Here is a 22,179-nt window from a genome sequence, read left to right as displayed (position 1 = left end):
GGTGACCGTCGACGACACCACTTCCGGCGAGGGCGCGCAGCCACCGTCGGACTCCTCCTCCGGCGCGTCCGCCCCGTCGAACTCATCGTCCGACGAGACGTCTGCCCCGTCGGGCGCGTCCTCTTCCGGGCCGTATTCCGGGTCGTCTTCCGTGCACCCGACGCCTCACCACGAGGTCGATCACACGGCGGAGCCGACCGACAACCCGCTCGCGATCCGCCTCGAGCAGCTGATCCTCGGCGCGGAACGGCGCTATACGCCGTTCCAGGCAGCCCGGACGGCCGGTGTCTCGATGGAGCTGGCCTCCCGCTTCTGGCGGGCGATGGGCTTCGCCGACATCGGCCAGGCCAAGGCGCTGACCGAGGCGGACGTGCTGGCCCTGCGGCGGCTCGCCGGCCTGGTCGAGGCGGGCCTGCTGAGCGAGCCGATGGCGGTCCAGGTGGCCCGCTCGACCGGACAGACCACCGCCCGGCTGGCGGAATGGCAGATCGATTCCTTCCTGGAGGGCCTGACCGAGCCGCCCGAGCCCGGGATGACCCGCACTGAAGTCACGTACCCCCTGGTGGAGCTGCTCCTGCCCGAGCTGGAGGAGTTCCTGGTGTACGTCTGGCGCCGCCAGCTCGCCGCGGCCACCGGGCGCGTGGTCCAGGCCGCGGACGACGAGGAGATGGTCGACCGCCGGCTCGCGGTCGGCTTCGCGGACCTCGTCGGCTTCACGCGGCTGACACGGCGGCTCGAGGAAGAGGAACTGGGCGAGCTGGTCGAGGCGTTCGAAACCACCTCGGCCGACCTGGTCGCGGCGCACGGCGGCCGCCTGATCAAGACGCTGGGCGACGAGGTCCTGTACGCGGCGGACGACGCGGGCACGGCGGCGGAGATCGCGCTGCGGCTGATAGAGACGATGTCTCACGACGAGTCGATGCCGGCGCTGCGTGTCGGCATCGCTTTCGGGACGGTCACCACGCGGATGGGCGATGTCTTCGGTACGACGGTGAATCTGGCCAGTCGGCTGACATCGATAGCGCCGAAGGACGCGGTGCTGGTGGACGGCGCGTTCGCGGAGGAACTTGTCCGTACGAGCGACGCTCCGGTCTCCGAGGCGGAGGCGGCGGAGGAGGCAGCCGCGGCCGAAAAGGAGGGCGAGGAGGCCCCCTCGTACCGCTTCGCCCTCCAGCCGATGTGGCAGCGCCCGGTCCGTGGCCTGGGAGTGGTCGAACCCTGGACGCTGTCGCGCCGAGGCTGAGCCCGGGCTTCGCGGGACTGCGCACGGCCCTTGGCGCGCGGCACGCCCCCGCGGCGCGAAGCTGCGGCTCGAGGCGGTCCTGGGGGCGCTCCGCGCGCCTATGATCCGGTGAACCATCGTGCTGTGATCGTCGGGGGTTCCCCCCCAACCCCCTGGGAGGGTGCCGTCATGTCCGAGTCCGAGCAGCGGTTCGGGGAATTCGTCGTGGTACGCCGGCGCGAGCACGTCGCCGAGCTCGTGCTCGACCGGCCCAAGGCCCTGAACGCCGTCTCGACCGAAATGGCCCGCTCCATCGCCGCCGCCTGTGACGCGCTCGCCGCCGACCGGGGCGTGCGCGTCACCGTCCTCACCTCCACCCATGAGCGGGCCTTCTGCGTCGGCGCCGACCTCAAGGAGCGGAACTCCTTGTCCGACGCCGAGTTGGTGCGCCAGCGGCCGACCGCTCGGGCCGCCTACACCGGGGTGCTCGAGCTGCCCATGCCGACCGTCGCCGCCGTGCACGGCTTCGCGCTCGGCGGGGGGTACGAGCTGGCGCTGTCCTGCGATCTGATCGTGGCCGACTCCACCGCCGTCGTGGGGCTGCCCGAGGTGTCCGTCGGCGTCATCCCCGGCGGCGGAGGGACGCAGCTGCTGCCGCGCCGGGTCGGGGCCGCGCGGGCCGCCGAGCTGGTTTATACGGCGCGGCGCGTGGAGGCCGCCGAGGCGCGGGAGTTGGGGCTCGTTGATCAGCTGGCGGACGACGCCAGGACCGAGGCGCTCGCCATCGCCACCCGGATCGCCGCGAACTCGCCCGTCGGGCTGCGCGCCGCCAAGCGAGCGCTGCGGCTGGGTCAGGGGCTCGATCTGCGGGCGGGCCTGGAGGTGGAGGACGCCGCCTGGCGTGCGGTCGCCTTCTCCGGGGACCGGGCCGAGGGCGTCGCGGCCTTCAACGAGAAGCGGAAGCCGCGGTGGCCCGGCGAGTGACCACGTACCGAATGAGTCAGTGAGCACCCTCGGATCGCTGGCGACCCAAATGACGGAAATGGGGTAAAACTCCCTAAGCTGGGGTGATGGCTGAGGATCGGCGGTTGCGAGCCGTGGTGGAGCTGGCGCAGGCGATGGCGTCAGCGCACACCCCGCGCGAGTCCTGGCGGGCGGCCGCGCTGGGCGCGCGCGACGCGCTCGCCGGCTCCTTCGCCGCGCTGTCGGTGTGGGAGCGCGAGCTCGGACGGCTCAAGGTGCTCGTGAACGCGGGAGAACGGGCCCCCGAGGAGAAGGAGTTCCCCGAGTCCGAGACGTACCCGGTCAACCGCTTCCCGGAGATCACCGAGTTTCTGCACGAGCGGTGGGCCGGCGGTGGCGAGCCCGACGCCTGGGTGGAGACCGTGGACGGCCCGGCGACGCCCGGGCACGGCTACTGCCACCAGAGGGTCGCGGCCCTGCGCCGGCGCCGGCGCGGCTGCTGCGTCGTCGCGCCGATAGTGATGCACGGGCGCGCCTGGGGCGAGCTGTACGTCGCCAGACCGCTCGGCGCCCCGGTTTTCGGCCGGGACGACGCGGATTTCGCGACCGTGCTCGCCTCCGTCGTGGCCGCCGGGATCGCCCAGACCGAGCGCCTCGAAGAGGTCCGCAGGCTGGCCTTCACCGACCCGCTGACCGGGCTCGCCAACCGCCGTGCCGTCGACATAAGGCTCGACCAGGCCCTTGAGCGGCATCGCGCGGACGGCTCGGTCGTCAGCCTCGTCGTCTGCGACCTCAACGGCCTCAAGCAGGTGAACGACACCCACGGTCATGCGGTCGGCGACCGGCTGCTCGAACGTTTCGGCTCGGTCCTCTCGCTGTGCGGGGCGATGCTGCCCGGCACGCTCGCGGCGCGGCTCGGCGGGGACGAGTTCTGCCTGGTCACGGTGGGGCCCGCGGCGGACGAGGTGGTCCACGTCGCGGACGAACTCTGCGTCCGCGCGAGCGAGTTGGAGCAGGGTGAGGGCGTGGCGTGTGGGGTCGCGTCGACCGGCGACCCGATTGGGCAGGTCCGCTCGTCCCGCCGGCTGTTCCGGCTCGCGGACGCGGCCCAGTACCGGGCGAAGGCGGCGCGCTCCCCGAAGCCGGTGGTCGCGGGCCGCGACGGCACGGTGATCCGTCTCGCGGACGCCCCGCCGCGCCCGCCGCACGAGCGCCGCGCCTTCCGGGGTGTACGGCCGGAGGACGCCCAGGAGCCCTGGAGCGAGCCCTGACACAACAGTGTGACAGTAAGGGGCCAACCCGGGCAGTAAGGGGCTAACCCCGCCGGCAGTAGTGACAGGTTGAGATTCAATCCGTACGCTACTGAATATGGATATGCACACAGTCGTGGTGGGGACGTCCGGTACCACCGCCGATGACGTCATCGCCGTGGCCCGCGAGGGCGCCCGGATCGAGCTCTCCGCCGAGGCCGTCGCCGCTCTCGCCGCGGCCCGCGGGATCGTCGACGCGCTGGCCGCCAGGCCCGAGCCCGTCTACGGGGTCTCCACCGGATTCGGCGCTCTCGCCACCCGGCACATCAGCCCCGAGCTCCGCGCCCAGCTCCAGCGCAACATCGTCCGCTCGCACGCCGCCGGCATGGGCCCGCGCGTCGAACGCGAGGTCGTCCGCGCGCTGATGTTCCTCCGCCTGAAGACCGTGGCCTCCGGCCACACCGGCGTTCGCCCCGAGGTCGCCCAGACCATGGCGGACGTACTGAACGCCGGCATCACGCCCGTCGTCCACGAGTACGGCTCCCTCGGCTGCTCCGGCGACCTCGCGCCGCTCTCCCACTGCGCGCTCACCCTCATGGGCGAGGGCGACGCCGAGGGCCCCGACGGGATCGTGAAGCCCGCCGGAGAGCTGCTCGCCGCGCACGGCATCGCGCCCGTCGAGCTTCGCGAGAAGGAGGGCCTCGCCCTTCTGAACGGCACCGACGGCATGCTCGGCATGCTGGTCATGGCACTCGCCGACCTCCAGCGCCTCTACGTCACCGCGGACATCACCGCCGCGCTGTCACTGGAGGCGCTGCTCGGCACCGACAAGGTGCTCGCCCCCGAGCTGCACGCCATCCGCCCGCACCCCGGCCAGGCCGTCGCCGCCGCCAATATGAGCGCCGTGCTCAAGGGCTCCGGGCTGACCGGCCACTTCCAGGAGGAGGAAGCGCCCCGCGTCCAGGACGCGTACTCGGTGCGCTGCGCCCCGCAGGTCGCCGGCGCCGGTCGGGACACGCTCGCCCACGCCCGCCTTGTCGCCGACCGCGAGCTCGCATCGGCTGTCGACAATCCCGTCGTGCTCCATGGGGGTACCTCCCAGGCCGAAGGCTCTGGGGGAGGCCGTGTGGAGTCCAATGGCAACTTCCACGGCGCGCCTGTCGCGTACGTCCTGGACTTCCTGGCCATCGCCGCCGCCGACCTCGGCTCCATCGCCGAGCGCCGCACCGACCGGCTCCTCGACAAGAACCGCAGCCACGGCCTGCCGCCCTTTCTCGCCGACGACGCCGGCGTGGACTCGGGCCTGATGATCGCCCAGTACACGCAGGCCGCCCTGGTCAGCGAGATGAAGCGGCTCGCCGTACCGGCCTCGGCCGACTCGATCCCGTCCTCCGCGATGCAGGAGGACCACGTCTCGATGGGCTGGTCCGCCGCGCGCAAGCTGCGCACGACCGTCGCCAACCTGAGCCGGATCCTCGCCGTGGAGCTCTACACCGCGACCCGGGCGATCCAGCTCCGGCGCGGTCTGACCCCCGCTCCCGCCACACAGGCCGCCATCGAGGCGCTGCGCGCGGCAGGCGTCGAGGGTCCGGGCCCGGACCGTTTCCTCGCGCCCGACCTGGCGGCCGCGGACGCGTTCGTACGGGACGGAAAGCTCATCGCGGCCGTGGAGCCGGTGACCGGCCCGCTGGCCTAGCGAGCACGTGGGAGGGCCGCCCCGCAGGGCGGCCCTCCCGCTACGCGTCACATAAACCCAGTCACATCTGCCAGGCACCGCGGCGGCGCACCGAGTACGCCACGAAGCCGACGCCGATACCCAGGAACGCCGTCCCGCCGACCAGATACGGAGTCGTGTCCACGGTGCCCGTGTCGGCCAGAGTCAGTTCCTGTGACGACGCGGCGGCGCCGCTCTGATGTCTCTGCACGGCTTCCCGCTCGGCGGTGGCATTCGCCGAGGGAACGAACCACAGCGCACACAGCAGAGTCCCTGCGGCAGTGGCGGTCAGAAGCGGTCGACGTGCGACGGACACGGACTCGATCCCCCTTGAGGCATCTTCGAATTGGCCGGGTGCGCTGATGCTAATGAAAGCAGTGGGTCGGGGGAAAGCCGCAAGTGCGGGAGGCCTACCCTCCGTCGTATGACCACTTCTGAGACATCACGTTATGTGCGGCTGCGGGTGGAATTGGTGCTGGAGGTGGGGGACCCCGGCGAACTGACCGGCGCCGCCCTCGAGCGCATCGCGGGGGACGAGTTCATGCCGGACGAGGAGCGTGCGCACGCCGAGTCGGCCGTGCGCGAGGACGAGGCCGAGGCCATCGCCTATCTCGTGGACCCCTTCGACCTGGTCAGCGATGTCCCTGGGGTGGAGCTCGCCCAGGCCTCCTGGAGCAGTGAGCAGATCGACTACGACCCCGATGCGGAGAACTGGGATCTCGACGAGGAAGATGGAGAGGGCGAGGCGTACGAAGGCGACGACGAAGGCGGTCGGTGAACCGGGGGGCCCGGCTGATTTCGTGCAGTGTGCAACCGCCAGGGCCGCGGCTGCGTCGGTGCATCGGTGAGTGGTGTTCCCCACATCCAGATGCGATGTGGAACCGGGTAGCCCGGTATGGGTGTTGTTCAAGGTGTGGGTCAGGGGAGTCGGCGACGATGGAGAAGCGTGTGATAACGGACAGCAAGCGGCGCAGGGGCCTGATGGCCGCGTCCGCCGTGCTCGGCGGCGTGTTGGTGATGTCTGCCTGCAGCGGCGGCGGGGCCAATGGCGGCAGCAGCGCCGACAGCTCGAAGAAGTCGCAGGCCCAGGTCGACGAGGCGGCGGCGAAGGCGGTCTCGAAGGCCCGTATAACCATCTCGCCCAAGAACGGCGCGACCAACACCGGCATCAACAATGACGCCAAAGTCACCGTCAGTGACGGCACCCTGACTCAGGTGACCATGACCACCGCCGCCGGCGAAAGCGTCCAGGGCACGCTGGCCGCCGACGGCATGAGCTGGAAGCCGGACGCACAGCTCGCGCGTTCCACCACCTACAAGATCGCCGCGACGGCGAAGGACACCGCGGGCCTGGAGGCCCACGAGAACTCCTCCTTCACGACGGTCTCGCCCGCCAACAGCTTCATCGGCAACTTCACGCCGGAGGACGGTTCCACCGTCGGCGTCGGCATGCCGGTGTCGATCAACTTCAACAAGGCGATCACCGACAAGAAGGCCGTCCAGTCCGGGATCACCGTGACGTCGAGCAGCGGCCAGGAGGTCGTCGGCCACTGGTTCAACGGGCAGCGTCTCGACTTCCGCCCCGACCAGTACTGGCAGGAGGGCTCGACCGTCACCCTGAAGCTGAACCTCGACGGCGTCGAGGGCGCCGCCGGAGTCTTCGGCGTCCAGCAGAAGACGGTCACCTTCAAGATCGGCCGCAACCAGGTCTCCACCGTCGACGCCTCCTCCAAGATGATGACGGTCACCCAGGACGGCAAGACGATCAAGACCATCCCGATCTCCGCGGGCTCCCCCGACAACCCGACCTACAACGGTCAGATGGTGGTCTCCGAGAAGTTCGTGGAGACCCGGATGAATGGCGCGACGGTCGGCTTCACGGACGACGACGGCAAGGGCGAGTACGACATCAAGGACGTCCCGCACGCGATGCGGCTGTCCACGTCGGGCACCTTCATCCACGGCAACTACTGGGGCGCCGACTCCATCTTCGGCAGCGCCAACACCAGCCACGGCTGTGTCGGCCTGAACGACGTCAAGGGCGCGGGCGACCCGAAGCAGCCCGCCGCCTGGCTGTTCAACAACACGATCGTCGGCGATGTCGTCATCGTGAAGAACTCCAAGGACAAGACCATCCAGCCCGACAACGGCCTGAACGGCTGGAACCTGAACTGGAGTCAGTGGAAGGCCGGTTCCGCGGTCTGAGCACGGCTACGTACGGATTGAGAAGGCGGCGGCACCCCTGCCCGGGGTGCCGCCGTTTTTGTTGCTGCGGTGGCTCGAACCTGCCCGTACCGTCGTCGACATGACGATCACCCGGCTCCCCCTCACACCCGCCGTCTCCGCCATCGACGCCTGGCACTCGGTGGTCACCGCCGTGCACGCCCACGATCTTCCGGCGGGGGTGCCGGCGCCCGGCCGGGTCGAGACCGAGGGGAAGCTGCGGCACTCCTCGGTGGGCGGGCACACCGTCCATCTCGCGGCGACGGCCCCGGACGGCTCGTACGACGGGGTGGCCTCGCTGCTGCTGTTCACGGACGAGGCCAACCGGCACACGGCCTTCCTCGATGTGCTGGCCGTACACCCGCGGGCCGGACGGCGCGGCGTCGGCGCCGCGCTCTGGGACGCCGTGCGCGCCGAACTCACCGCCGATGGACGGACATCGGTCTCCACGGTCCTCGAACCGGGTGGCGCGGGCGAGGAGTTCGCCACCGGAATCGGCTTCGAGAATGTGCTGCCGCTCGCGTGGTACGTACAGAATGTGCGGGCCGCGCTCGACGCCCAACCGCAGCCGCCGGAGCTCCCCGAGGGCTATGCGTACGCCCAGTGGGCCGGCGTCGTGCCCGACGCCTTCGCCGATGCGTTCGCCGATGCCCACAACGCCATGGAGGACGCCCCCAACGGCGAAAGGGACGAGCAGACACCGCGTTGGGACGCGAACCGGGTGCGGGCCGCCGCGCGGCTGATCGTGGACCGGGGCGGGGTGATCCTCTCCTCGGCGGTCCTCCACCCCGCGGGCGGCAACGCTGTCGCCGCGTACACCGAACTGGTGCTGCGCGACCCGTCGGACGTCCGCGCCATCCAGTACGACACGGTGGTCGCCCCGGCCCACCGGGGCCGCGGACTGGGCCGTGCGGTCAAGCGGCACATGCTGTCGACCGTGAGCGCGCCACATCCCCGCGTACGGGAGATCGCGACCACGGTCGCCGACGACAACGGACCGATGCTGGCGGTCAACGAAGGGCTCGGCTACCGGCGCGAGCGCGCGGCCGCGGTCTTCCAGGCCAAGCTCTAGGATCATGATCGGCGCCCTGGTCGTCTGCGCCACGGTGTTCGGTGGCATGCGTGGCACGATCGTGATTCAGGCGATCAAAACGGTCGTGCTGCTCTGCGCGGCCGTGGCTGTGACAGCTGTGCTGCTCCATCAATTCCACTGGAGCAGCGACTCCCTGATCGACGCCGCCGCACAGGGCAGCGGCCGTCCCGTCGGCTATATGCGCCCCCGCCTCCGGTTCGCCGACAGCACCGACCCCGAAAGCACACTCGACTTCGTCGGCCTGATGATCACCATCGTGCTGGGAGTGGCGTGCCTGCCACACGTGGCCATGCAACTCGGCACCGCTCCCGACGCGGCCTCCGCGCGCCGTACGCCACCTTTCCGTAACTCAGCACCGGGCGACGTGAGTCGTGGGCGTCGAGACCGTCGCGTGTGCCGAAGCCGACGCTCATAGACCGGGCGAGCGATTCGGTTGAAGTCACCACGCCCATGTCAACGTATCGGCATCGCCGTACGCGGCGCGTCACCGCTTCGGGAGGAGCTTGTCCGTCCACAGCGGACGACAAAAGGCAAAGGCAAGGAGGTCACCCACTCCTTGCCACTCTCAAGGTATAGCGCACCGGGGGGCTTGCGGCAAGGCCCGGGTTGCACCGCAGAATGATCGGCCAAGGCCAGAACCTGCGGAAATGAAAGATTCGCGAAGTGTGTGCGTGTTAAATGGGGGTTCTCATGATTGACGTGATCGTGGTCGGCGGCGGACCGACCGGCTTGATGCTGGCCGGCGAGTTGCGGCTGCATGGCGTGCACGTGGTCGTGCTGGAGAAGTTGACCGAGCCGACCGACCAGTCCCGCGGGCAGGGCCTGCACGCGCGCAGCGTCGAGATGATGGACCAGCGCGGCCTGCTGGACCGGTTCCTCGCGGTCAGTGAGAAGTTCCAGGTCGGCGGTCTCTTCGGCGGCATCATGAAGCCGTGGCCGGACCGGTTGGACACGGCTCACCCGTACGGCGTCGCCATCCCGCAGCCGGTCACCGAGCGGCTGCTCAACGAGCGTGCCCTCGAACTCGGTACCGAGATCCGGCGCGGCTGCGAAGTGGTCGGGCTGAGCCAGGACGAGGAAGGGGTGACCGTCGAGCTGGCGGACGGCACGCAGCTGCGCTCGCGCTACCTCGTCGGGTGTGACGGCGGGCGCAGTGTGGTGCGCAAGCGGCTCGGTGTCGGTTTCCCCGGCGAGCCCGCCAAGGTCGAGACGCTGGTGGGTGACATGGAGATGACCGAGGATCCGGCGACGATTGCCGCCGTCGTCGAGGAAGTCCGCAAGACTCAACTGCGGTTCGGCGTCATCCCCAAGGAGGACGGGGTGTGCCGCGTTGTCGTGCCCGCCGACGGGGTGGCCGAGGACCGTACGACCGCGCCGACCCTCGAGGAGTTCAAGCAGCAGCTGCGGGCCTTCGCGGGCACCGACTTCGGCGCGCACTCGCCGCGCTGGCTGTCCCGGTTCGGCGACGCCACCCGGCAGGCCGAGCGCTACCGGGTCGGCCGGGTGCTGCTGGCCGGCGACGCGGCGCACATCCACCCGCCGACCGGCGGGCAGGGGCTCAACCTCGGCGTGCAGGACGCGTTCAACCTCGGCTGGAAGCTGGCCGCCGAGGTCAACGGCTGGGCACCGGAGGGGCTGCTGGACAGCTACCAAGCCGAACGGCACCCGGTGGGCGCCCGCGTGCTGGACAACACCCGCGCGCAGATCACGCTGCTGGGGACTGATCCGGGTGCGACCGCGCTGCGGGAGCTGTTCTCGAAGCTGATGGACTTCGAGGAGGTGAACCGGTACGTGACCGGGATCATCACCGCGGTCGGGGTCCGCTACGACTTCGGCGAGGGCCACGAGCTGCTCGGCCGGCGGATGCGGGACGTGAAGCTGAAGCAGGGTCGCCTCTACGAGCTGATGCGCGGCGGCCGCGGGCTGCTGCTCGACCAGACCGGCCGGCTTACGGTGGCAGGTTGGGCAGATCGGGTCGACCACGTCGTCGACGTCAGCGAGGAACTGGACGCGCCCGCGGCGCTGCTGCGGCCGGACGGCCACGTGGCGTGGGTCGGTGAAGATCAGCAGGATCTGCTCAGCCAGCTGCCCAAGTGGTTCGGCGCTGCCGTCAGCTGAGCGCGCAGTTGCGGTTCGCCAACGCCGCCCACCACGCCACCGGCATCCGCGTCCGCGACCTCCCCATCACCGCGGACCAATTCTTGGGCTGATACCAGCACTTGCCGACCTGAGCGTCCGGCAACCCGGACTGGCGGGTGCAAGCGGTGAGGGCCCTCGGACGTGGTGGGCCGGCCTGGCGACCGGCCAAGGAATGAGGCGCGAGCAGCCCAATGAGGCGCCATGTGACCCGTCCCGGGTGGGGATTGGGCGTCCGATCATCGGGGGCCATGTCTGCCGAGCTACCGCCCGGCGATTGCCGAGGCGCTGCTGGACTCGATTGATGAAGTCCCGGTTGGCCGCCTTGGTTGCCCGGTCGGCACGCAACGTATCCGCCGGACGCGACGGGGCGGTGGCGAACCGTCCCGGCTACGTCGCCCTGGCGGGCACTCGGCTCCTGTGCGGTCCTGGGGCAGTCAGTCGGCCAGGGGCAAGGCGGCCGCTATCGCGTTCCGGTCCTGGCGGCCGATCAGCGGGAAGATGATCTTCAGGCCTTGCTCGCTGTCCGCCGAGGAGACGACAAAAGACGAGTTGAGCAGGCGCTCCTTGATCTCCGAGCGGACGAGACCGGCGCGCGGGATCGTCATCAGGTGTTCCTCCGGCCGGGCGAACGTCGGATTCGCCCGGAAGATGAAGATGCGACGGTCGGTCATCGCCAAGTACATGGGGGTCGGCGCCGGGATCACGGCCATTCCACCGGCGCTCATGATCGCCGAGGCTGCCGCGAACGCTGCCGTCCGGCGCACGGAGACGGAACTCAGGTTCACGATGGTCGTCACCTCAACCTGCTCCTCGGGCTCGAGCATGGGGTCGATGGCGGCCAGAAGAAGTCGGCGGCGCTTTCCGTTCACGGGCGTACTCCGGGAATATTGGGCGTGAATAGCCGTACGGGACGCTCCCGTCCGGCATACGACAGTCGGGCTCCCCGGGCGCCGCCGCAGGGTCCCGGTGCCCGGAAAGCAGCCGGGCCGGACTCCCTCGCGAGGCGCCCGGTCGGCGTGAGTCGTCGGCATACCTTGCCATACGTGGTAAGGGACCTACTGCCCCACAGCGTGGCGGAAGACTGCCTCCTGGTTACCCACGGCCACCTCTGCAATCGGCCGGCCACCTCCGCCGCTCCGCTTCGGGGCCGTCATTAGTCGGCGTCTTGCGCGCAGTCGGCAAACCCGCTGGTCATTGCTGCTGTGCGGGCTTGATGTTCTGGTTGGCGTGGAAGAGGTTGTCGGGGTCGTAGGTTTGCTTGATCTGTGCGAGCCGGTCGTAGTGGTCGCGGTAGGTGGCCCGGACCCGTTCCTGGCCTTCGTCCGCACCCATGAAGTTCACGTACGAGCCGCCCATGGAGTACGGGTGCAGCTCCTCCCAGTAGTTGACGCACCATTGCTTGATGGTCTCGGCGTTGGCGGGGTCGGGGTCGACACCGGCGAAGACGCCGGACCACACGGCGTCCCGGTAAGCCCACGCGGTGTCGTCCCGGCCCACCCGGTGGGCGGCCCCGTCGACCGGGTAGAGGTGCATCAGCGAGAGCGGGGTGGGGATGTTCTCCCCGTACTTGAGGTGCACGTCCACAGCGGCGTCCGGGATCTGGCCGAAGAAGTCGCCGCGCCAGTACCACTGGTATCCGGGGGGTATCAAGTCGTCGAACATGCTCTGCAACGCGGGGTAGGGCATCGGCGTCGTGAAGTGGAAGGCAGGCGGCCCGGGCTCGTTCACCACCGTGAGGGCCTCCTCGAAGCGGTCGGGATCACCGGTGTGACACCACACAACGCCACACACTTTCTGCCCGTGGAGCTCTTCGGGGAAGGGCGGGCCGGGCGGGACCACAAGGACCGCGAAGAAGCCGTAGACGTCCTCGGGGGCCTGCGGGAGGAAGTCGCGATACCACGCCAGCACCTCGCGGGTGCGGTCGACCGGCCAGACGGTGATCCCGACCCCGACGGTGTCCACCGGGTGGAGCCCGTAGGTGAAGGAGGTCACAATGCCGAAGTTGCCGCCTCCTCCGCGCAGGGCCCAGAACAGGTCCGGGTGTTCGGTCTCGTTCGCGGTAACGAAGCTGCCGTCGGCCAGCACGACGTCCGCGGACAGCAGGTTGTCCACCGTCAGGCCGTGCTTGCGGGTGAGGTAGCCGTGGCCGCCGCCGAGGGTCAGCCCGCCGACGCCCGTCATCGAAACGATCCCTGTGGGCGTGGCGAGCCCGAAGCCATGCGCAGCGTGGTCGAGGTCGCCGAGTTGGCTTCCTCCGCCGACCTGGGCTGTCTTCGCGGCTGGGTCGACGCGCACCCAGCGCATCGGCGACAGGTCGATGGTGACGCCGCCGTCCACCAGGCAGAGGCCGGGGCCGCTGTGTCCGCCACCCCGGACGGCGAGTTCCAGACCGTTGTCGCGGATGATCGTGATCGCGGCCATGACATCTGCAGCGTCCATGCATCCAGCGATGGCAGCGGGACGCTTGTCGATCATGGCGTTGTAGACCTTGCGGGCCTGGTCGTATTCAGCGTCCTGCGGGCCTATGACCGGCCCGCGCAGCTTGCTCCGCATCGCTTCCAGGGTTGTGCTGTCCATGGCATTTTCCTTGCGAGAGGCGCCGACCCCATCTCACCCCGGCTTCAGCCTGTTCCGGCCGCAGCATCGAGCGTGGGGTCGGTTGTGTGCCAGCGCCCAGGCACCCGTCATGGACCGGAAGCGCAAGCGGACGCCTCGGGCTGACATGTTCAGCGTCCCGCCGACTACGGCGCCGTGCAATTTCAACGGTCGGCGTACGTTTCGGAACGTGTGAGCGATGGGCTGCCCGACGGCCGCCGTACCGCCGTGGCGCCGCCAGTTCGGGGTCGAAGCCAGAGCTCACCCGTCGGCCACACAACGGGGAGTTGGTCCGGGACGCCAATGGCGTTCCCGTGGTGGGGCTGTGGGAGCCCATCGTCACACCGAAGGAATGGATGGCGATGGATGCCGTCTTCTCGGCGCGACTCGGCCCCCAACATCAAGGCCGACGGAACGGTTACCGACTACCGCACCCCGTCGTATCTGCTGGACGGGAATCCTTAGATGTGGATGGTGACGTACGCGAGCGCTGGAACTCCGGCCAACTGGACCTGGCGCAGAAGCGTGCGTTGATCAGGGAAGCACTGCACGCAGTGATCGTGCTCCCAGTGGGTGGCGGAGGCCGGCGACCCTTCAATCCTGATCTCTTGGTCCCGAAATGGCGGGATTGACAAGGCGAATCGAAACGTGGAGGGCACCGGCCGTATGGCCGGCCCCCATGGGCTACCCGTTGGGAGCCATCAACCCGCAGGGCAGTGCTCACCGGATCGGGACCGGCAAGCAGTGCGCTCAGCGTTGCCGTCGCATCGGCGGGGTGGGCTCAGTCATCTGCCTTCGCAACACCGATCGGGCAAGAGACACCCGTCCCGCCGATCCCGCAGTACCCGTTAATGTTGCGGTCGAGGTACTGCTGGTGATACCCCTCCGCCGGGTAGAACGGGCGGCCCTCCGCCGGCAGCAGTTCCGTTGTGATCGTGCCGTACCCCGAGCCCGTCAGGACCCGCTGGTACGCCTCCCGGGACGCCCGCGCAGTCTTCGCCTGGGAATCCGAGTGGGTGTAGATCGCCGAGCGGTACTGCGTGCCCACGTCATTGCCCTGGCGGAAGCCCTGCGTCGGGTCGTGGGACTCCCAGAACAGCTTCAGCAGCGACTCGTACGAGACGACCGACGGATCGAAGACGACGCGGACTGCCTCCGTGTGGCCCGTCAGGCCCGAGCAGACCTCTTCGTACGCCGGGTTCGGGGTGTATCCGCCCTGGTAGCCGACCAGCGTCGTCCAGACGCCGTCCGTCTGCCAGAACTTGCGCTCCGCGCCCCAGAAACAGCCCAGGCCGAAGTCCGCGACCTCCAGGCCCTCCGGGTACGGGCCCAGCAGCGGGTTGCCGAGGACCGTGTGGCGGTCGGGGACGGAGAACTCGGGGGTCTCGCGGCCGCGCAGGGCCTGGTCGGGGGTGGGCAGCTCGGGGGTGCGGCGGGAAAGGAACATGCGGTCTCCTCGAGGGGGTCGGCCCTCATGACAACGTCCGGGGGCGGGCAGGGATTCCTGCCCGCCGCGCCCGCCTCACTGCAGCAGCGTCGCCGGGCTGCCACCGTTCGCCTCGTACCCCGCCACCGCCAGGTTCCGGTACACCGTGTACTCCGCCGCCGGGTCGCCGCTGTGTGTCCACGGCAGCGCGCCGACGTGGCCGTCCACCCTCACCAGCTGGTTCATCGCCTCGGCCCACCTCTCCGACCGTACGAGGAAGAGGACCAGCAGATGCCGTACGTGCGCGAGCATCGGGTCGTCGGCGCGGGCGGAGTGCACCGCGAAGAGCGCGCCCTCCATCGCCTTCGTCACCACCGCGCTCTGGTAGAAACCCTGCACCAGGTTGAGGTCGGGGACGTGCTCGTACACCGCGAACAGCGGCAGCGCGGCCAGCAGCGAGCCCTGCGGGGCGCGGGCCGCGGCGGTCGTCGCGAAGTGGTCGGCCTCCTCGCGGGAGCCGTGCCACTTCTCGCACCAGTAGTGCAGCGCGGCCAGATGTGCGCCCATGTGCTCGGGCGCGCGGTCGATGACCTTCGCCCACAGCTGGTCGAACTGCTCGTGGGGGTAGCCGAGTCCGCGCGCGACGGCGAGTTCGACGATGTACGGGACGGGGTCGCCGGGCGCGAGCAGAGCCGCCTCGCCGCAGACCGTACGGGCCTCCTCCAGGATGATCCGGAAGTCGTCGGTGCCCGCGGTCGAGGACCGCCAGGCCTGCTGCACCAGGAACTCCGCGTGCACCTGCGCGCCGCCCGCGTCCTTCGGGGAATCCGAGCGCCAGGCGCGCAGCCATGCCCCGCCGACGCCCGGCCGCTGCTGGAGCTCCAGCGACGCCGCTCCGGCGAAGGCCTGCACGCGCTGCCAGCGCACCTCGCCGTCCTTCGGGGTGCCGGCCAGTAGTTGCGACGCGGCCCGCCAGTCCTGGGTGTGCTGCACGACGTCGAGTACGTCGAGGAGGTCCTGGTCGGGTCCCGGCAGCCGGATGTCCAGCTCTTCCTGGCGCATGAATCCGTACGTGTCCGGGTCGGCGGCGTCGGGTGAGCCGGGCGCGACCTGGACGATGCCGGAGCGGCGGCGCAGCACAAAAGGACCGATGACCGCGGCCAGCATGGCCATCGCGATCAGGAACCAGAGAATCTCCATGAGCCCATTGTCTCCAAGACCGCACAGTCCCGGACAGCGGCCGGGGCGGGGCTGCGCACGGGTTCGACCGCAACGCCCCGGACAGCGGCCGGGGCGGGACGCGCCGCCCGAGCCCGACCCGGACTACGCTCGGGCCTCATGAGCGACCAGCACAGCTTGCACAGCTTCGAGACCATCGCGATCCACGCGGGCAACACGGCGGACCCACTGACCGGCGCGGTCGTCCCGCCCATCTATCAGGTGTCCACCTACAAGCAGGACGGCGTGGGCGGACTGCGCGGCGGCTATGAGTACAGCCGCAGCGCCAACCCGACCCGTACCGCCCTCGAGGAGAACCTCGCGGCGCTGGAGGGCGGCCGGCGCGGGCTCGCCTTCGCGTCCGGGCTCGCGGCGGAGGACTGCCTGCTGCGTACGCTGCTGGAGCCGGGCGACCATGTGGTGATCCCGAACGACGCGTACGGCGGCACCTTCCGGCTCTTCGCGAAGGTCGTCTCCCGGTGGGGCGTCGAATGGTCGGTGGCGAACACCTCCGACCCGGCCGCGGTGCGCGCAGCCCTCACCCCCAAGACGAAGGTCATCTGGGTCGAGACCCCGTCCAACCCCCTCCTCGGCATCACCGACATCGCGGCGGTCGCGGAGATCGCGCGGGGTGCGGGCGCGCGCCTCGTCGTGGACAACACCTTCGCCAGCCCCTATCTGCAGCAGCCGATCGCGCTCGGCGCGGACATCGTCGTGCACTCGCTGACCAAGTACATGGGCGGGCACTCCGACGTCGTCGGCGGTGCGCTGATCGCGGCGGACTCGACGGTGGGCGAGGAACTGGCGTACCACCAGAACGCCATGGGAGCGGTGGCAGGCCCCTTCGACGCGTGGCTGGTGCTGCGCGGCATCAAGACGCTGCCCGTCCGGATGGACCGGCACAGCGCGAACGCCGCCCGGGTCGCTGAGATGCTCACTCGCCACCCCAGGGTCACGCAGGTCCTCTACCCGGGGCTGCCTGAGCACCCGGGCCACGAGACCGCGGCGAAGCAGATGAAGGCCTTCGGCGGGATGGTCTCCTTCCGGGTCGAGGGCGGCGAGGCGGCGGCGGTCGAGGTCTGCAACCGCGCGAAGCTCTTCACGCTGGGTGAGTCCCTGGGCGGGGTCGAGTCGCTGATCGAGCACCCGGGCCGGATGACGCACGCCTCGGTGGCGGGCTCCGCCCTGGAGGTTCCGGCGGACCTGGTGCGTCTGTCGGTGGGCATTGAGTCGGGCGACGATCTGCTGGCTGACCTGCAGCAGGCGCTGGGCTGAGCCACGCGGACCGGAGGCCCGACGCCCGGCCGGCGTCCTACGGAAGTGGCCCGGTCAGGCGTGGACCTTCTCGTTCTCGAGGGACTCCCGGATCTGTGAACGCAGTTCCAGGCTGTCCGTGTGTCCGTGGACGGAGACCGCGTGTTCACTGGCGGCCCGGACGACTTCCTCTTCCTCGCCGGAGATGGTGAGGCTGCAGTCCATCTCGCTCGGGAATTTGCGGCAGTCGGCAACTTTTCTGGTCATGACGACCTCCTCGGCTCGATCTGTGCGCCGCTCCATCCAGCATAGATCCGGACAAGGGGGTCGTTACCAGCCCTCCAGCTCAGGTGTTGTCTCCGTCGGCGGCGTCACCCACGGCTCCACAATCGCCGCCCAGATCGCGAACGCGATTGCCGCCGCCATCAGCAGCAGCCAAGCGGCGCGGCGTACCGTCCGGTGGCGGCGCAGCAGCCGGGTCCCGTGTTCCGCCGCGCGGGCCGCCAGATCGGCCGGGACCGGGAGGTGGTGGGTCTCCAGCATCCGGCGGACCTCGTCCTCCTTGCGGTCCGGGCGGCTCATGTCGCCGCCTGGGCCGGGGCGCACGGCGGCGCCGGCGGGGCGCTGCGCATCGTCGCGATCGCGCGGGTGCAGATCGCGCGGACCCGTTCCACCGGGAGCCCGATCATTGCCGCCGTCTGCTCCGCGGCGACCCCTTCGTACAGGCGCAGCACCAGGATGAGGCGTTCCTGCGGGGTGAGGCGGTCCAGTACGCCGCCGCGCACCCGGTGGTAGCGCCAGGCGCTGCGGGCGAAGCGGGCGGCGAGGTCCTGGCGGGTGCGGTCGTACGGGTCCTCGCCGCGCAGCCGGTCCCATTCCGCGTACGTATGGGCGAGGGCCGCCGTCAGCAGCTGCTGGGCGTGCGGGTTGGCACCGGGGGGTTCGGCGGTGAGCAGGGTCGCGGCATGCAGCAGCCGGCCCGCCGCGCCCGCGACGAAAGCATCGAACTCACGGGCCCGGCGACGCCGTCGTACCGTCTGCCGCTCGCTCACATCCTCATCTAGGGGCAGATGCGCCCACCGGGTCAAGAGGTCGGCGGCGTCTCCGTGTCCACGGGCGGCAGGCCGGCCTGGCGGGCGGAGAGCGCGGTGTTGAAGCGGGTGAGCAGGGTGCAGAACGACTCCCGCTCCGCCTCGGTCCAGCCGTCCGTCACCTGTGCCATCAGCTCGCGCCGCGAGGAGCGGACTTCTTCGAGCCTGGCCTGGCCGCGGGGGGACAGCTGGAGCACGACGGCGCGGCCGTCCTCCGGGTGGGAGGTGCGCTTGACGAGGCCCGTGTCGACGAGCGGCGCGACTTGGCGGGTTACGGTCGACGAGTCGATGCCCATCCCCGCGGCGAGCGCCTTGACCCCCATGGGGCCTTCCTTGTCGAGCCGGTTGAGCAGCAGATACGCGGCACGGTCCATGGAGTTGCGGACCTGGCCGACCCCGCCGAGCCGGGTCTGTTCCGCGCGGCGTGCGAAGACGGCGACCTCGTGCTGCAGGGCATCGAGGAGGCCGGGGTCGAGATGAGTCGTCATGTCCTGAGTGGGGGGCATGGCTAGAGGGCTCTCTCGTGCGGTGGTCGGTTGGTGGGGGACAGAGTACGCGGCAAAAACCCGGTGCGTACCAGGGCTGCACAAACCAGTGGGGAGCAGGGAAACCGGGCAGCCGCCTGGCCGGTGAGCTGCGAGACTTGGCGTCATGACCTTCAGCACGCCTGGCACCTTTCGCCCCGTCATCCTCGACGACATCCGAGGGGCACAGAAGATGCTCGCGGGGGTCGCCAGGATGACCGCGATGGAGGGCAGCAGGCATCTGTCGCACCTGGTCGGCGCGCCTGTCCACTTCAAGTGCGAGAACCTGCAGCGCACCGGTTCGTTCAAGCTGCGCGGCGCGTACGTACGCATCGCCGGGCTCTCCCCGGAGGAGCGGGCCGCGGGCGTCGTCGCCGCGTCCGCCGGCAACCACGCGCAGGGGGTCGCGCTGGCGTCCTCGCTGCTCGGGGTGCGCTCCACGGTGTTCATGCCGATGGGAGCGCCGCTGCCGAAGGTCGCGGCGACGAGGGAGTACGGCGCCGATGTGCGGCTGCAGGGCCAGGTCATCGACGAGACGCTGGCCGCCGCGCAGGAATACGCGCACGAGACGGGCGCGGTCTTCATCCACCCCTTCGATCACCCCGACATCATCGCCGGGCAGGGCACGGTCGGGCTGGAGATCCTCGAGCAGTGCCCGGAGGTGCGGACGATCGTCGTCGGCATCGGCGGCGGCGGGCTGGCGGCCGGTATCGCGGTGGCGGTGAAGGCGCTGCGGCCGGATGTGAAGCTGATCGGCGTGCAGGCGGAGGGCGCGGCCGCGTATCCGCCCTCGCTCTCCGCGGGCCACCCGGTGTCGATCGACCATCCGTCGACGATGGCGGACGGCATCAATGTGGGCCGCCCGGGGGACGTTCCGTTCAAAATCATTGGCGATCTTGTCGACGAGGTCCGTACGGTCTCCGAGGACGCGCTTTCCAGCGCGCTGCTGCTCTGCCTTGAGCGGGCGAAGCTCGTCGTCGAGCCGGCCGGGGCGAGTCCGGTGGCGGCGCTGCTGAGCGAGCCGCGGGCGTTCGAGGGACCGGTCGTCGCCCTGCTGTCGGGCGGCAATGTGGACCCGCTGCTGATGCAGCGGATCCTGCGGCACGGCATGGCGGCGGCGGGCCGGTATCTCTCGCTGCGGGTGCGCCTGACGGACCGGCCGGGGGCCCTTGCCGCACTTCTCGGCTCGTTGTCAGTGGTCGACGCTAACGTCCTTGATGTGAGTCACGTACGGACCGATCCACGGCTCGGACTCACGGAAGCGGAGGTGGAGTTGCAGCTGGAGACGAAGGGCCCGGAGCACTGCGAAGAGGTCGCGGCGGCGCTTCGCGATGCGGGTTACACCGTCATGGTCTGAGTCCTGGCCGAGTCGTTACCCGCATCTATCGCGGCGCTCTTGAGTAACGCGATGTATCGCGTTACCGTAAGGGCCTTGCCATTTCCCGGCGAAGCCGCGAGCAGGCACGCACATCCGAGCTTTCGCATGACGCGACCATCATCTGCCACCTTGGGGGACCCATATGCCAGGCGCCATTTACGCCGAAGGTCTGGTGAAGACCTTCGGCGACGTAAGAGCTCTGGACGGCGTCGATCTCGACGTCCCCGAAGGCACGGTTCTGGGACTGCTCGGCCCGAACGGCGCCGGCAAGACCACCGCCGTGCGCGTACTGACCACGCTCCTGCAGCCCGACAGCGGCAAGGCCGTCGTCGCCGGTATCGACGTCCTCAAGCACCCGAACGAAGTGCGCCGCTCCATCGGCCTCTCCGGCCAGTTCGCCGCGGTCGACGAGTATCTGACCGGCCGCGAGAACCTCCAAATGGTCGGCCAGCTCTACCAGATGAGCTCGCGGGACGCGAAGACGCGGGCGGGCGAGCTGCTCGAGCGCTTCAACCTCGCCGACGCCGCCGACCGCCCCGCCAAGACGTACTCCGGCGGTATGCGCCGCCGCCTCGACCTCGCCGCGGCCCTGGTCGTATCGCCGCCGGTGATGTTCATGGACGAGCCGACCACCGGCCTCGACCCGCGCAACCGGCAGCAACTGTGGGAGGTCATCCAGGAGCTGGTCAGGGGCGGTACGACACTGCTGCTCACCACCCAGTACCTCGAAGAGGCCGACCACCTGGCCCACGACATCTGCGTCGTCGACCACGGCAAGGTCATCGCGCGCGGTACCTCCGACCAGCTCAAGGCCCGTACGGGCGGCGAGCGCGTCGAGGTCGTCGTGCACGAGAGCGAGCAGATCAGCCCGGCGCGCGAGGTGCTCCTCGGCTTCGGCAAGGGCGACGTCGCGATCGCCGAACACACCCGCAAGCTCACCGTCCCCGTCACCGGCGGCGCCAAGCTGCTCGCCGAGGTCATCCGCGAACTGGACATCCGGGGCGTCGAGATCGACGACATCGGTCTGCGCCGGCCCACCCTCGACGATGTCTTCATCTCGCTGACCGGCCACGCCGCCGAGATCGAGGCCGAGGAGAACGGCGAGGCACAGGACGCCAGGGGTGCCCAGGGCGCGAAGGCCAAGAAGTCCCGGAAGGAGTCCGCGAAGTGACCGCCACAACTGCCACAACGGACGCCGTGCAGGTCGCGGCCCCCAGACCCCGCGGCGGCATCGTGCAGTCGGTCAACGACTCGCTCGTCGTCGCCAAGCGCAATCTCATCCGGATGACCCGGATCCCGGAGATGATCATCTTCGGGATGATCCAGCCCGTCATGTTCGTGGTGCTGTTCGCCTATGTCTTCGGCGGCGCGATCCAACTCCCGGGCCAGCAGGGAGAGATCGACGCGGGCCAGTACCGCGAATTCCTGATGGCGGGTATTTTCGCGCAGACCGTCACCTTCGCCACGGCGGGTGCCGGCGCCGGTATCGCCGACGACATGCACAAGGGGCTCATCGACCGCTTCCGGTCGCTGCCCATGGCTCGCGGTGCGGTCCTCACGGGCCGTACGCTCGCGGACCTCGTGCAGACCGCACTCACCCTGGTGGTCCTCGCGCTCGTCGCGTTCATCATCGGCTGGCGTACGCACGAGAACTTCGGCAAGGTGCTGCTCGGCTTCGGCCTGCTGCTTCTGCTGGGATACGCCTTCTCCTGGATCGGCGCACTGATCGGTCTGTCGGTGCGCACACCGGAGGCCGCCACGTCCGGCGGTCTGATCTGGCTGTTCCCGCTGACCTTCATCTCGAACGCCTTCGTGCCCGCGGAGCAGATGCCGACCTTCTTGCGGCACATTGCCGAGTGGAACCCCTTCAGCGCCACCGTGCAGGCATGCCGCGAGCTGTTCGGCAATCTGCCGCCGAACTACCCGGTGTCGGACGCCTGGCCCATGCAGCACGCCGTGCTGGCATCGGTGCTCTGGTCGATCCTGATCATTCTCGCGTTCCGTACGCTCGCGGTGCGCAAGTACCGCTCGGCGACCGCCTGATCCGTCAGCACGCAGAGCGAAGGGGCCGGACCGCGTCACACGCGGG

22 protein-coding genes are annotated in these 22,179 nt (G+C 69.9%); 13 read left to right on the top strand and 9 right to left on the bottom strand.

The window, feature by feature from the left end; all coding sequences use genetic code 11:
• Position 1: 1 nt before the first annotated feature.
• The 4 genes from ACWDO5_RS26345 to hutH all read left to right on the top strand — a co-directional run bounded on the left by ACWDO5_RS26345 (position 2) and on the right by hutH (position 5,131).
• Entirely contained in the window at positions 2–1,243 is a 1,242-nt protein-coding gene (locus ACWDO5_RS26345; RefSeq protein WP_450532841.1) for an adenylate/guanylate cyclase domain-containing protein, read from the top strand.
• A 168-nt stretch (positions 1,244–1,411) separates the two neighbouring features.
• Positions 1,412–2,206 carry an enoyl-CoA hydratase/isomerase family protein gene (locus ACWDO5_RS26340; protein WP_450532840.1) on the top strand — a complete coding sequence of 265 codons (795 nt, stop codon included), beginning with the start codon at positions 1,412–1,414 and terminating at the stop codon, positions 2,204–2,206.
• An 86-nt stretch (positions 2,207–2,292) separates the two neighbouring features.
• Positions 2,293–3,456, top strand: coding sequence for a diguanylate cyclase domain-containing protein (locus ACWDO5_RS26335; protein WP_450532839.1), 1,164 nt, complete (start codon positions 2,293–2,295; stop codon positions 3,454–3,456).
• A gap of 103 nt (positions 3,457–3,559) precedes the next feature.
• Positions 3,560–5,131, top strand: a complete 1,572-nt coding sequence (gene hutH / locus ACWDO5_RS26330; RefSeq protein ID WP_450532849.1) for a histidine ammonia-lyase — start codon at positions 3,560–3,562, stop codon at positions 5,129–5,131.
• Positions 5,132–5,192: 61 nt separating this feature from the next.
• Here hutH and ACWDO5_RS26325 read toward each other — a convergent pair whose 3' ends face one another.
• A complete protein-coding gene (locus tag ACWDO5_RS26325; protein ID WP_450532838.1) occupies positions 5,193–5,465 on the bottom strand; it encodes a hypothetical protein in 273 nt (90 codons plus the stop codon).
• Between the two features lie 108 nt (positions 5,466–5,573).
• On the opposite strand from ACWDO5_RS26325, the gene ACWDO5_RS26320 reads away from it, so the two are divergent.
• The 5 genes from ACWDO5_RS26320 (at position 5,574) to rox (ending at position 10,583) form a co-directional block, all read left to right on the top strand.
• Positions 5,574–5,927, top strand: a complete 354-nt coding sequence (locus tag ACWDO5_RS26320) for a hypothetical protein (RefSeq protein WP_450532837.1) — start codon at positions 5,574–5,576, stop codon at positions 5,925–5,927.
• Positions 5,928–6,085: 158 nt separating this feature from the next.
• Positions 6,086–7,354: a L,D-transpeptidase gene (locus ACWDO5_RS26315; protein WP_450532836.1), complete on the top strand. Its 1,269-nt coding sequence runs from the start codon at positions 6,086–6,088 to the stop codon at positions 7,352–7,354.
• A gap of 100 nt (positions 7,355–7,454) precedes the next feature.
• Positions 7,455–8,444 (top strand): GNAT family N-acetyltransferase, encoded by a 990-nt coding sequence (locus tag ACWDO5_RS26310; protein WP_450532835.1) that lies wholly within the window; start codon positions 7,455–7,457, stop codon positions 8,442–8,444.
• 4 nt (positions 8,445–8,448) lie between these two features.
• Positions 8,449–8,880 carry a sodium:solute symporter family transporter gene (locus ACWDO5_RS26305; protein ID WP_450532834.1) on the top strand — a complete coding sequence of 144 codons (432 nt, stop codon included), beginning with the start codon at positions 8,449–8,451 and terminating at the stop codon, positions 8,878–8,880.
• 275 nt (positions 8,881–9,155) lie between these two features.
• Positions 9,156–10,583, top strand: a complete 1,428-nt coding sequence (gene rox, locus ACWDO5_RS26300) for a rifampin monooxygenase (protein WP_450532833.1) — start codon at positions 9,156–9,158, stop codon at positions 10,581–10,583.
• Positions 10,584–11,038: 455 nt separating this feature from the next.
• On the opposite strand, the gene ACWDO5_RS26295 is transcribed toward rox, so the two are convergent.
• The 4 genes from ACWDO5_RS26295 to ACWDO5_RS26280 form a co-directional block, all read right to left on the bottom strand.
• On the bottom strand, positions 11,039–11,473 hold the full coding sequence (locus tag ACWDO5_RS26295; RefSeq protein WP_450532832.1) for a hypothetical protein: 435 nt from the start codon (positions 11,471–11,473) through the stop codon (positions 11,039–11,041).
• Between the two features lie 322 nt (positions 11,474–11,795).
• A complete protein-coding gene (locus ACWDO5_RS26290) occupies positions 11,796–13,181 on the bottom strand; it encodes an FAD-binding oxidoreductase (RefSeq protein ID WP_450532831.1) in 1,386 nt (461 codons plus the stop codon).
• Positions 13,182–13,980: 799 nt separating this feature from the next.
• Positions 13,981–14,646 (bottom strand): peptide-methionine (S)-S-oxide reductase MsrA, encoded by a 666-nt coding sequence (gene msrA, locus ACWDO5_RS26285; RefSeq protein ID WP_450532830.1) that lies wholly within the window; start codon positions 14,644–14,646, stop codon positions 13,981–13,983.
• Positions 14,647–14,721: 75 nt separating this feature from the next.
• Positions 14,722–15,825, bottom strand: coding sequence for a hypothetical protein (locus ACWDO5_RS26280; RefSeq protein WP_450532829.1), 1,104 nt, complete (start codon positions 15,823–15,825; stop codon positions 14,722–14,724).
• Positions 15,826–15,963: 138 nt separating this feature from the next.
• On the opposite strand from ACWDO5_RS26280, the gene ACWDO5_RS26275 reads away from it, so the two are divergent.
• Positions 15,964–17,118, top strand: a complete 1,155-nt coding sequence (locus ACWDO5_RS26275) for a cystathionine gamma-synthase (protein WP_450532828.1) — start codon at positions 15,964–15,966, stop codon at positions 17,116–17,118.
• A gap of 54 nt (positions 17,119–17,172) precedes the next feature.
• Here the strand turns inward: ACWDO5_RS26275 and ACWDO5_RS26270 are convergent, their stop codons facing one another.
• The 4 genes from ACWDO5_RS26270 to ACWDO5_RS26255 all read right to left on the bottom strand — a co-directional run bounded on the left by ACWDO5_RS26270 (position 17,173) and on the right by ACWDO5_RS26255 (position 18,694).
• A complete protein-coding gene (locus tag ACWDO5_RS26270) occupies positions 17,173–17,364 on the bottom strand; it encodes a DUF1059 domain-containing protein (RefSeq protein WP_450532826.1) in 192 nt (63 codons plus the stop codon).
• A 63-nt stretch (positions 17,365–17,427) separates the two neighbouring features.
• On the bottom strand, positions 17,428–17,679 hold the full coding sequence (locus ACWDO5_RS26265) for a hypothetical protein (RefSeq protein ID WP_450532825.1): 252 nt from the start codon (positions 17,677–17,679) through the stop codon (positions 17,428–17,430).
• Positions 17,676–18,149, bottom strand: coding sequence for a sigma factor-like helix-turn-helix DNA-binding protein (locus tag ACWDO5_RS26260; protein WP_450532824.1), 474 nt, complete (start codon positions 18,147–18,149; stop codon positions 17,676–17,678). Before ACWDO5_RS26260 ends, ACWDO5_RS26265 begins: the two co-directional genes overlap by 4 nt.
• 32 nt (positions 18,150–18,181) lie before the next feature.
• The gene (locus tag ACWDO5_RS26255) at positions 18,182–18,694 is read right to left on the bottom strand and encodes a MarR family winged helix-turn-helix transcriptional regulator (RefSeq protein WP_450532823.1); all 513 of its coding nucleotides are present in this window, start codon (positions 18,692–18,694) and stop codon (positions 18,182–18,184) included.
• 145 nt (positions 18,695–18,839) lie between these two features.
• On the opposite strand from ACWDO5_RS26255, the gene ilvA reads away from it, so the two are divergent.
• The 3 genes from ilvA to ACWDO5_RS26240 all read left to right on the top strand — a co-directional run bounded on the left by ilvA (position 18,840) and on the right by ACWDO5_RS26240 (position 22,133).
• Positions 18,840–20,069: a threonine ammonia-lyase gene (gene ilvA / locus ACWDO5_RS26250; RefSeq protein ID WP_450532822.1), complete on the top strand. Its 1,230-nt coding sequence runs from the start codon at positions 18,840–18,842 to the stop codon at positions 20,067–20,069.
• Positions 20,070–20,232: 163 nt separating this feature from the next.
• Positions 20,233–21,261 carry an ATP-binding cassette domain-containing protein gene (locus ACWDO5_RS26245; protein WP_450532821.1) on the top strand — a complete coding sequence of 343 codons (1,029 nt, stop codon included), beginning with the start codon at positions 20,233–20,235 and terminating at the stop codon, positions 21,259–21,261.
• Positions 21,258–22,133, top strand: a complete 876-nt coding sequence (locus ACWDO5_RS26240) for an ABC transporter permease (protein ID WP_450532820.1) — start codon at positions 21,258–21,260, stop codon at positions 22,131–22,133. Before ACWDO5_RS26245 ends, ACWDO5_RS26240 begins: the two co-directional genes overlap by 4 nt.
• Positions 22,134–22,179 lie beyond the last annotated feature (46 nt).

The organism is Streptomyces sp. NPDC000880, assembly GCF_053599675.1.
This window is presented reverse-complemented; position numbering and strand designations above follow the sequence as displayed.